This window comes from Thalassotalea sp. G20_0 (assembly GCF_017744175.1).
Taxonomy (GTDB): Bacteria; Pseudomonadota; Gammaproteobacteria; order Pseudomonadales; family Endozoicomonadaceae; genus Endozoicomonas.
In genome coordinates, this window is record NZ_JAGHQV010000050.1 from 1 (window position 1) to 11,778 (window position 11,778).

Here is an 11,778-nt window from a genome sequence, read left to right on the forward strand (position 1 = left end):
AAAGCACACAAAGAGCACTAAGAAGAGCTTTTCTTTTCCTTTGTGCTCTTTGTGTGCTTTGTGGTTCAAATCGCAGGGTGCCTTAAAGCCTACGTATGGCAAGACTTTCACTCTTAAGTCAGTACCATTGGGTTAAACTGACATTTCAATGATGATAAGCCAATTCAATAAAATTTCTTTTTTGAGATTTTTATGACAATCAACCAAATCTTATGATCAATATTTATACGACAAAATATATTCAAATAGTCGAAAAATTAATCTAGACTGGCTGGATACCTATTAAACAGTTGGCTGTTTTATCCCCACCCCACTCTGTTATTTCACAAATAACTCCTGAAAAATCAAACCGTAAAAGGTATAGACATTCTTACCCATTAGTTCTATAACGTAAATGTACGTACACTTTTTCATTATTGATAATGTGTCGTTCAAAAGGATAGGAAGACTTCTGAAAATCATAATTAAGCAGTACGCCTTACAAGACTCACAACGATCAGGCGAGGGGGAAAACAGATGTCCATATTTGCTCAATACCAGCAGAGATACGAGTCCGTCCAGCAGGAAGAGATGAGTCTCACGGAGTACCTGGAGCTCTGCAAAAAAGATCCCTGGGCTTATGCCAACGCCGCTGAACGTATGCTGAAAGCGATTGGTGAGCCTGAGGTGATTGATACTTCCCGGGATCCACGCTCAAGCAGGATCTTTTCCAATAAACTGATTAAGCAGTATCCGGCGTTCAAAGAATTCTATGGCATGGAAGAAGCCATTGAACAGATCGTCTCTTATTTCAAACACGCCGCACAGGGCCTGGAAGAGAAGAAACAGATTCTCTACTTACTGGGGCCAGTGGGGGGCGGTAAGTCATCCCTTGCGGAAAAATTAAAGCAGCTGATGGAGAGAGTACCGTTCTATGCCATCAAGGGCTCTCCGGTTTTTGAATCCCCCCTGGGCTTATTCAACCCGGATGAAGATGCCGATATTCTCAAAGAAGAGTACGGGATACCAAGCCGGTATCTTAAATACATTATGTCACCCTGGGCCGTTAAACGACTGAATGAGTATGGTGGTGATATCTCCAAATTCAGAGTGGTTAAACTCTACCCAAGTCGTTTGAATCAGGTTGGTATCGCCAAAACCGAGCCAGGGGATGAGAACAATCAGGATATTTCCAGCCTGGTGGGTAAAGTGGATATTCGTCAGCTGGAAGAATATTCCCAGGACGATCCGGATGCCTACAGCTTCTCCGGCGCGCTGTGCCGGGCGAACCAGGGTATCATGGAATTCGTTGAGATGTTCAAGGCACCCATCAAGGTATTGCACCCGCTGCTGACCGCAACCCAGGAAGGTAACTACAACAGTACCGAAGGCCTTGGTGCCATCCCTTATGAAGGTATTCTGCTGGCGCACTCCAACGAGTCTGAGTGGCAGTCTTTCCGGAACAACAAAACCAATGAAGCCTTTATTGACCGGGTTAATATCGTCAAGGTGCCCTACTGCGTAAGAGTCAGTGAAGAGATCCATATCTATGAGAAGCTGCTTGAACACAGCTCCCTCAAGGATGCCCCCTGTGCACCGGATACCCTGAAGATGCTGGCACAGTTCACCACACTGTCCCGTATCAAAGATCCGGAGAACTCATCTATCTACTCGAAGATGAAGGTGTACGACGGTGAAAACCTGAAAGATACCGATCCTAATGCCAAGCCTTTGCAGGAATACAAGGACATGGCCGGGGTTGATGAAGGTATGAACGGTCTTTCCACCCGGTTTGCCTTCAAGATTCTGTCCAAGGTCTTCAACTTTGACCCTTCAGAGGTGGCGGCAAACCCGGTACACCTTATGTATGTTCTGGAACAGCAGATTGAACAGCACCAGTTCCCGGAAGAGGTACATGATCGCTATCTGTCGTTTATCAAAGAGTACCTGACGCCCAAGTATATCGAGTTCCTGGGCAAGGAAATTCAAACCGCCTACCTGGAGTCCTACTCTGAGTATGGTCAGAATATCTTTGATCGCTACATCACCTACGCTGATTTCTGGATTCAGGATCAGGAGTACCGTGATCCGGATACCGGCCATATTCTTAACCGTGCTGCACTCAGCGAAGAGCTGGAGAAAATTGAGAAACCTGCGGGTATTGCCAATCCCAAGGACTTCCGGAATGAAGTGGTGAACTTTGTGCTCAGGGCCCGGGCCAATAATGATGGCAGGAACCCCAGCTGGCTGAGCTATGAGAAGATGCGCACCGTGATTGAGAAGAAGATGTTCTCCAATACGGAAGACCTGCTGCCGGTCATCTCATTCAATGCCAAGGGATCCCAGGAAGACCAGCGCAAACATGCCGATTTCGTCTCACGAATGGTTGCCCATGGCTATACCGAGAAACAGGTTCGCCTGTTATCCGAATGGTATATCCGGGTTCGCAAGTCTCAATAAAAACGACGTCCGTCTGCCATCACCGGCAGGCGGGCATAACTCTTATGCCCTGTATTAGCCAGGGCAACTCTCTATTAAGCGAACATTAGCAACCATCGGGGGAGCGTCTTTATGAGCATCATAATCGACCGACGCCTCAACGGAAAAAAGAAGAGCACTGTCAACCGACAGCGTTTTCTGAGGCGTTACCGCAGCCTGGTCAAAGAGGCTGTACAGGGTGCTGTTGATCAACGCTCAATCACCGACGTTGAAAGCGGCAGCAATATTACCATCCCTAAGAAAGACCTGAGTGAGCCCTTTTTCCATCATGGTCAGGGCGGGCATCATGGCCATGTGCATCCGGGTAATAAAGAGTTTAACCAGGGCGATCGCATTCAGCGACCACCGGGAGGCGGCGGCCAGGGCACAGGGGATGGCAAGGCCAGTGACAGCGGTGAAGGCGCTGATGACTTTGCCTTCCAGATCAATCGTGATGAATTTCTTGAGTACCTGTTTGATGATCTGGAACTGCCCAATCTGGTCAGGAAAGAGCTGAAAGACAGCACAGACTACAAACTAAAGCGCGCAGGCTTTACCACCGCCGGATCGCCGGATCGCCTGAACGTGGTCCGATCACTGCGTGCTGCCCATGCACGGCGGATAGCTCTCTCTGGTAAAGACCGGAAAGTGATCAGAACGCTGAAGCGGGAGCTGCGGGAAATGGAAGTCAGCCCGGATGAAGTTGACCAGCTTCAGGCCCGTCGGCTCCGTGAAGAGATCAATGTACTTAACAAAAAATTGAAGCGCCTGCCATTTATTGATGATTTTGACCTGCGTTTCAACAACATGGCCAAAGTGCCACAGCCTTCCAGCAAGGCCGTGATGTTCTGCCTGATGGATGTTTCCGGTTCCATGACCCGGGAAATCAAGGACATGGCCAAGCGCTTCTTCCTGCTGCTCTATCTGTTCCTGGAGAGGAACTATGAAGCGGTAGAGGTAGTCTTTATCCGGCACCACAGCGAAGCCCGTGAGTGTGATGAACATGACTTTTTCTACGCCAGGGAAACCGGGGGAACGGTGGTATCCACCGCCCTGCGCCTGGCGGATGAAATCATCACTGACCGATACTCCCCCAACGAGTGGAATATCTACATCGCCCAGGCCTCCGATGGCGATAACTGGGAAGCCGACTCCAGTAAATGTCACGATATTATTCTGGAAAAGTTGCTGCCGGTTTGTCAGTACTACTCCTATGTAGAAATCACCGATCGCCATCATCAGAACCTCTGGTATGAGTACAAGACAATAGAGCAGGCACACCCGGGACATTTTGCCATGCAGCAGATCCGCAGCTATGCGGACATTTACCCAACCTTCCGCCGCTTATTTGAGAAAAAGGAGGGAAGTCATGTTGGAAGTTGAAGCACCGGTAAGAACACCGAAAAAAAGAAAAGAACCGCTCTCCACCGGTTCCGACTGGACATTCGAGCTACTGGAGATCTATGACCGGGAGTTCGCCCGGCTGGCCGATAAGTTCAGGCTGGACACCTATCCAAACCAGATAGAGGTGATCAGCTCTGAGCAGATGCTCGACGCCTACTCCTCTGTTGGCATGCCATTGATGTATAACCACTGGAGTTATGGCAAGACATTCCTCAGCAACCAGCAGAACTACCAGCAGGGAAGAATGGGGCTGGCCTATGAGATAGTGATCAACTCCAACCCCTGCATAGCGTATCTAATGGAAGAAAACACCATGCCGATGCAGGCGCTGGTGATTGCCCATGCCTGCTATGGTCATAACTCTTTCTTTAAGGGTAACTATCTGTTCCGGCAGTGGACCGATGCCAGTGCCATTATTGATTACCTGCTGTTTGCCAAAAGCTATCTGGCCAAATGTGAAGAGAAGTACGGCATCAGCGCCGTCGAGGACATTCTGGATGCCTGCCACGCCCTGATGAATCAGGGCGTCAATCGCTATGTTCGGGCAACGCCCATGTCTGCGGAGCAGGAAAAGGCGCGCTCACAGGAGCGGGAGGAGTATATTCAGCGCAACCTGAATGACCTCTGGCGAACCATCCCTGTGCGCGAGACTGAACAGGAGAAAAAAACCGTTCGCTTCCCCAAGGATCCGGAAGAGAATCTGCTGTACTTTATCGAAAAGAATGCGCCGCTATTGGAAACCTGGCAGCGGGAAATTATTCGTATTGTGCGTAAGATTGCCCAATACTTCTACCCGCAACGACAGACCCAGGTCATGAACGAGGGCTGGGCAACGTTCTGGCACTACCACCTGATGCATGAAATGTACGACGAAGGCCTGATTACCGAAGGCTTTATTATGGAGTTTCTGCATTCTCACTCCAGTGTCGTATTCCAGCCGGATTTTGATGACCCAAGATACAGTGGCATCAACCCCTACACCCTGGGCTTCAATATCTTCCGGGATATACGCCGAATCTGCGAGAATCCAACGGATGAAGACCGGGAGTGGTTCCCGGACCTGGCCGACACTGACTGGCTGGATGCGGTGCACTTCGCCATGCAGAATTTCAAGGATGAAGGCTTTATTCTTCAGTACCTGTCGCCTAAGGTCATGCGGGATATGCGGCTGTTCAGCATCGATGACAATGAAGTGAACCCTTACCTTGAGGTGGATGCCATCCATGATGACCCGGGCTATCGTCAGCTGAGGGAAAACCTGGCCGCACAATACAACCTGGGGAACCGGGAGCCCAATATCCAGGTCTACAACGTGGATGTCCGTGGTGACCGTTCACTGACCCTTCGTCATTACATGCACAAAGGAAGGCCCCTTGATAAGAACAGCACCAGTGAAATCATCAAACACCTTCACCGCCTGTGGGGCTTTGATGTAAAACTGGAGTGTGTGGACGAAGAAAATATTGTTCAATATGAACATACGCTGCCTAAAGAGAAGCAATCCTCAGAAACTGTTTGAGAATAACGCCCGCCGGGGCGACACTGCATCAAGGATGGCAGAAATTTAAGGATAAAAACTCCATTTTGTTCGGTGAATAGTGGGTTTATTCACCGAACAAACCGGAATTCTTAATCCCAATAGTTCTATGCTGGCCAGTTCTGCGTTGATCCACTGCATCGGATTTCAACACTCTGTTATCTGATCATCCGCCTGCTGATCTCCCTTCAATCGCTCAATATAAGCATTCAAATGTGTTAAATGACTGGAAGCACCTCCAAAAAAATTTCACCAACCAATGGAACCAAACCGGTGAATGAAAGTCAGAGTTAATGAATTTGAGAGATATCTCTACCTGTTTTACAAATCTTCCAGACAGATGTGTAAAGATGGATAATTTATTAGCAAATATGCCGTCAAGGGCGATAGCTGGTTCACGTAAGCCATCACCCAGTCAGGGAGATGATAACTCATTTCCAAAGCCAGTGGCTGCAAAGAGCACAGTAGCCATACAGGAAAGTGGTGCCCTGGCCGCTGCTGCGATGCCGAAACAGACGTCTGATTTTAAAATAACGAAAGTAGACAATATAACAAAGTCTGATTGCACCAGTTTTAAAAACAGGTGCTTCAGGAATCTGCTTCCAGTACTCGATCAGAAAACACTGTTAGAGATCATCAGTGAGTTTAGCGATGATGACATTAAATTTATTCTGACGCTTGGGCGTTATCAAGACAACAACGAGCACTATTTTAACCAGCTCAAACGGTTCGACTTACCCGATGAGTATCATACCAGGGGCCATGAAGAGGGACTCAAAAAATTTAATGCGATGCATCACGCAGAGAGCCCTAAGTTATATGCCTTGTTCAGAGATACATTGTTGGCAGAGGCCAGAGGTAGCAGCCGATTGGAAGATGAATTTGGACTGTACTTTACCCCGTCGTCTGTCTGGTTGAATCCTGTGGCAGAGAAACTGCGATCATTGAACTGCAAGAGAGGTATCGAAGTGATGGGGGGTAAGGGGTATCTCTCTTACTTTCTGAAAAAGTATGGTTTCAGGATGGTGGTAAGTGACAACCACAGCAATTATCAACACCCGGCTGCGGCTTCACCACCGATAGTTGTCCGGAATGAAAACTCACTCGATACAGTGGTGAAATATCAGCATAGATCCGATTTTCTGGTAATCAGCTGGCCACCCCTACCGACATATTTGCCAACGCTTGAAGAGTATTTCTCACAAGAACATCTCGATGATTATCAAATACTCAGGGCATGGGGCACAACCAAGCCTGTACTATTTATCGGCGAAAGGCCAACGCACACCAACAATGCTACAGGGAGTGCAATTTTTCACGAACACCTGCAAATGTATTTTAATGCCTGCAAAATTCCAGAGTACCAGGGACGATGTATCGGCGCTCTTGACGAGGCAATTATCTTCGTACCCAATGGGAAGAAAATGACCACCGTAGAAGATCTTCAACCAATGATGGAAGAGGCATGTAAGCAGCAATAAGCTGTTTAATCCATTCCACCATAGAGACCCCTGGGCAAGTTAGTCTGAATTTTCTGCTGATTGCATCAACGACGGCGAAAATAGCCAAATGATGTCCGGGCTTAAATTGCTTACGTTGCTCATATGCGATACAGGCAATTCTGATTTCTGCCGCTCCCCACTCACACTTTGGATATCCTGTGATTTCTTGAGCATTCAGACGGGTCATTTGAACTATTTCCTGTTTTATTAGTCCAAAATCGGAAAGTAACTAAATATCAAATTTATATGCCTCAAAGCTTGCAAAGAATCTTGAGTATTCAGGCCATGGAATCCTCGATCACATTGTTCAGTTCGTTTTTTGAAGATATAACCTCACGCTTTTCTGACTACGGCCAGAACGGTTACAACAGAAGGGCATAAGGTTTTACCTGGAGGCATTCCAAACCTTCACAGGAAAAAGAAATGAATAAACTATCTCCAACCAGTACTCTACTTCCAGCGGCCAATGTTCCGCCATCAAAAGAGTCTGAGCAAATCGCCCAGGCTTTTGCTGGTCTCAGGAAGGTTAAACCCAGTGATATTGACAATGAACATTCTAAATGCCCGCCAGAAAGCGAAGTACATTCTCTTCAGAAAAAAACGGTTACCATATTTGTTGGGGATCAGCTCACACGGCTTAGTGGGATTGCTGACTCCCTTATCAAGGACTTCGACGTGTTAGTTGATGCTTATTTCAACTCACTCAAGCCGGATCAGGCAGGGAGTTCGCACCAGATGTACGACAATACATTTAATATTATAAATGAGATACAAATACCCGATTTTAGTTCACTTTCGATATCAGACGAAGATAATTCTTGGGCTTCCAGTCCTGAAAAAGCGATTAAACATTACGATAGTGCTTCTGAAACCATCACCCAGCAGGATGAGCTCCTGAAAGTCGTTACTGACATACTTTCCTACTCCCCTGACCAGAACTGGTCAAAAAGTGATGCACATCGAATGGCCGGCATAGCACTCACAACATTGGGACTTCTCTATCATCTTCTTGCTGAATCCCCCAGCGACAGCGAAACAATCGAACAAAAAATCTCCGAGCTGAACCAATACATTTCAAGGCTGAAAGCATCGTATGAATTGGATGACCAAGAAAATACGAACGTTATTTTTGATTGGCCATGAAATCTTCGATCACATCAGTCAGTCCGCGGTTAATGATATAACCTGACGCTGTTCTGACTGCCACCAGCCCCCATGGAGTCTGAGAGAGCAGGAGAGCATAAAGCTTCACCTGGACAGCATCCCAAGTCTTAACTCAGTCAAAGAGGAAAGCAGGAATGATTAACCTACCGCAAACCAGTACTACCGCTCTTGCAGAATATGTTCCACAATCAAGGGATGAACAAGTCGGCCACGCTTTTGCTGTTAACAAGGAGGTTAAACCCAGTACTACTGGTAATGAATGTTCTAAATGCCCGTCAGAAAGCACAAGCCCTTCCCTTCAGGAAAGAACCGTCGCACTGCCCGTTGGGAATCAGGACACGCAATCTGGCAAGAATGAGAATGTTGCCTCTCCGTTGGTGGCTCCCTGGCTTGCAAGTGATACTGATCAGCTCTTAGACAATCTGGAGGAGGTGATGCAAGCAGCTAATAACCTGCTTTCCACCTCCATCGACCAGAACTTGTCAGAATTCAATGCATTATCGATGAGAGGCAGAGCATACTTGATAATGGGAGATCTCCAGATGATAAACGACACATTCTCTACTCTCTCCGGATCCGCCAGCCATAACAAAAGCGAAACAATTGATCAAAAAATCTCCGAGCTGCAACAATTCGATAAAAAGCTGGAATCAGTGCACAAATAGTTTGGGTGAAAGTCTTATACTGATAAGTGCCATGGATCTTCTGAGAGAATCTCCTGCTCTGCCACAACCATGAGGTGATGCAGTTCATTTTCTTAATCCTCCCAGTGGAGACCTTGGCCTGACTGAACAAGAAGAGATAACCGATGTTGCAGCGTCTCAATTGCAGAGCAGTAACCACTAGCGGGAATGGTCAGTGGCTGACATAATTCCAGGAGGTCGGCCTCTCGCAGATGATTATTTTGTCACAGGAAAGTCATATCTGCATCTCGAAGCGGTTCTTGCCTGGATATTTTGGTACCGGGAGGAGGTAAATGCAGCACTGTCTTCATTCAATAAGGCTTTCCTTTCAAGAACCTCTTCGACTCATTAAGTCCTGTGGAACATGAGAAGTTCCCGGGTCTCCAGCCTGTGTAACCTGTGTAACATGAAAACTTCACAGCTCTCCATTTTATAGCAGCAGTTTGTTGACTATCACTGATATTATCCTTGTATGGTTGTAATTTTCCCTTCAATTTATTGAATTGAAAATGAAGCTCTTTATAGGATTGAGAATGAAGCTCTGCCAACTCTGATTTTTCTTGTTCAAACCGAGCCTCCATTTCTTTTAGCTCCAATTTTGCTTGCTCAAACAGAGCCTCCACTTCTTTTACCTCTTCTTCGCTTGGGCGAGCAGGAAACAAATCCATAGCAATACTTGCTTTAATGAAGAGTTGTTTGACTTTTTCCTGGATAAGCTCTCTTTTCTGATCTTCATTTTCCAGCCTTTCTGAAGTAGCAAACTGATAGGCCGAACCGGGTTGACCGGCCGGGAGCCCACTGAAGCCCATCGAGCCATCGTCTTCTGCCACAATATTGCCATCACCTGCCTGGGATGTCTCTTTAGTCCCGGTGAACGGCTCTTCGGCAAAATGGCCGTTGACTTCATCAAGCAACTGCTGAACCCCTGACTGGAGCCTGAGGATCAAGCCAGTAACGTTCTTGACCTTTTGCCCCTGGCTGCCCCCCTGGCTGTCATCCACCGGTAGAGCGCAGGCACCAGAATCTTTTCCCGGGTTACTCAAGTTGTAGGATCTCGTATCTTGTTGGTACTCTGCCCTTGTACACATTCGCTCTGCGATACTCTCAAACGCCTCACGGTCTTTGCCCCGCAGGAAACTGTCAATCTCGCTTAAACTGATCATCCAGCGATCAAATTTTACCGGGGCTGCGCTGGCGCTTTCTCCCTCTTGATCGCCATGAAATTGAGGTTGGGTCTCAGCTGTGTTTTGGGCAGAAATTGATGGCATACTCATAGCCAGTTACCCCTTCAACTCCAGGTCAACATTAGACTTCAGAGTTTTGCCACAAGATAAAGTTCAAACATTGGGTTAGACGATTTAATTATTTCCAGGCGATGGTGACAGCCGTTCTTTAAACGTCCTTTATTATGTAATAAATAACTCCCATATCTTCTCCAATAGCAAATTCACAGCCTTATCATGCCGGTTTATGGCAGCGATCCTGAGCGGGGCTATCTCCATCAGGGTTCCATCCTCTTCTTTAACCTCGCAGGCAGAGTACAGCACGCTGAATTCAGGATTGCATACAACCAGATCGTTTTTCCCGGTTCTCTTCCTGCTCTTGTTGATAGATCTGTTTGTTCAGAACTTCGATCTGCGTAAGCATATGTTCAATATGCCTGTTAAGCATCAGATGCTCATTTTCATAGGCTGGTATACCAACGAATTTTATGATCAGTACTTTTGCTGCTTCTGATGACTGAAGATAGAAATCCCTAAGCTCCATCATTTTACCCAAGTGTTGCTCTCTAAGGAGGTCTGAGTGGGAGCATTGCAGAAACTGTTCCTCCAGATATTTAGACTTGCGAAAAAATTCTTTCCAGTAATCACCAAACTCTTTTTCAAGAGGATCTATCTTATTCTTAACTTCACTGTTTGTAGCTGTTTGTTGACTATCACTGATATGACCCTTGCAGGGTTGTAGTTTTTCTTTCAATTCATTGAACTGAGAATGAAGCTCAGCCAGCTCTAATTTTGCTTGCTCAAACCGAGCCCCCATTATTTCCAATACTCGTTTTTCACTATTGTCGCGTCCAATGGACTGTATATCCTTGCTGCTCCTTATGTTGACGACCTCTTCCAGCTTATCCAAACGGTGATGAAAATCCTTTACCTGAAGCTCCTCAAATTGCTTCCTGACCTCTCTGAATTTTCCAGAAAAATGTTTAAGCCCCAACGTTTCAATACTGTTCAACTCTCCCTTGATCCACTGCATCTGATTTCGACACTCTGTTATCTGACCATCCCCCCACTGATCTCTCATCAATCGTTCCATGTGAGCACTTAAATACGTTAACTTTGTTTCAGTCTCATGCGAAAGGGCATCATAAGAGAGCGTTGGAGCTACCGGCGTTGCGGCTGGATCAGCCGTCGCAAAAGACGATGAAGGCACTGCAGCAGACTGATAAGCCGGATCGGGTTGACCGGCAGGGAGCCCACTGAAGCCCATTGAGCCATCGTCTTCTGCCACAATATTGCCATCACCTTCAGGGGATGCCTCTTTAGACCCCGTGAACGGCTCTTCGGCAAAATGGCCGTTGACTTCATCAAGCAACTGCTGAACCCCTGACTGGAGCCTGAGGATCAAGCCAGTAACGTTCTTGACCTTTTGCCCCTGGCTGCACCCCTGACTGTCATCCACTGGTAGAGCGCAGGCACCAGAATCTTTTCCCGGGTTACTCAAGTTGTAGGATTTCGTATCTTGTTGGTACTCTGCCCTTCTGCACATTCGCTCTGCGATACTCTCAAACGCCTCACGGTCTTTGCCCCGCAGGAAACTGTCAATCTCGCTTAAACTGATCATCCAGCGATCAAATTTTACCGGGGCTGCGCTGGCGCTTTCTCCCTCTTGATCGCCATGAAATTGAGGTTGGGTCTCAGCTGTGTTTTGGGCAGAAATTGATGGCATACTCATAGCCAGTTACCCCTTCAACTCCAGGTCAACATTAGACTTCAGAGTTTTGCCACAAGATAAAGTTCAAACATTGGGT

At 47.1% G+C, this 11,778-nt stretch carries 8 protein-coding genes; 6 read left to right on the forward strand and 2 right to left on the reverse strand.

Translation table 11 applies throughout. The annotated features are described in order from the left end of the window. The first annotated feature begins 516 nt into the window (after positions 1-516). The 6 genes from J7438_RS21090 to J7438_RS21115 all read left to right on the forward strand — a co-directional run bounded on the left by J7438_RS21090 (position 517) and on the right by J7438_RS21115 (position 8,729). On the forward strand, positions 517-2,439 hold the full coding sequence (locus tag J7438_RS21090; RefSeq protein WP_209201054.1) for a PrkA family serine protein kinase: 1,923 nt from the start codon (positions 517-519) through the stop codon (positions 2,437-2,439). A 111-nt stretch (positions 2,440-2,550) separates the two neighbouring features. Further along, on the forward strand, positions 2,551-3,840 hold the full coding sequence (locus J7438_RS21095; protein ID WP_209201053.1) for a YeaH/YhbH family protein: 1,290 nt from the start codon (positions 2,551-2,553) through the stop codon (positions 3,838-3,840). Next, a complete protein-coding gene (locus J7438_RS21100) occupies positions 3,827-5,380 on the forward strand; it encodes a SpoVR family protein (RefSeq protein WP_209201052.1) in 1,554 nt (517 codons plus the stop codon). Before J7438_RS21095 ends, J7438_RS21100 begins: the two co-directional genes overlap by 14 nt. Positions 5,381-5,748: 368 nt before the next feature. After that, positions 5,749-6,879 (forward strand): hypothetical protein, encoded by a 1,131-nt coding sequence (locus J7438_RS21105; protein WP_209278108.1) that lies wholly within the window; start codon positions 5,749-5,751, stop codon positions 6,877-6,879. Between the two features lie 444 nt (positions 6,880-7,323). Continuing rightward, positions 7,324-8,043, forward strand: a complete 720-nt coding sequence (locus J7438_RS21110) for a hypothetical protein (protein ID WP_209278109.1) — start codon at positions 7,324-7,326, stop codon at positions 8,041-8,043. A 155-nt stretch (positions 8,044-8,198) separates the two neighbouring features. After that, entirely contained in the window at positions 8,199-8,729 is a 531-nt protein-coding gene (locus J7438_RS21115; RefSeq protein ID WP_209278110.1) for a hypothetical protein, read from the forward strand. A gap of 329 nt (positions 8,730-9,058) precedes the next feature. Here the strand turns inward: J7438_RS21115 and J7438_RS21120 are convergent, their stop codons facing one another. After that, positions 9,059-9,748, reverse strand: a complete 690-nt coding sequence (locus tag J7438_RS21120) for a hypothetical protein (RefSeq protein ID WP_209278111.1) — start codon at positions 9,746-9,748, stop codon at positions 9,059-9,061. A gap of 553 nt (positions 9,749-10,301) precedes the next feature. Further along, the gene (locus J7438_RS21125) at positions 10,302-11,702 is read right to left on the reverse strand and encodes a hypothetical protein (protein ID WP_209278112.1); all 1,401 of its coding nucleotides are present in this window, start codon (positions 11,700-11,702) and stop codon (positions 10,302-10,304) included. Positions 11,703-11,778: the final 76 nt, after the last annotated feature.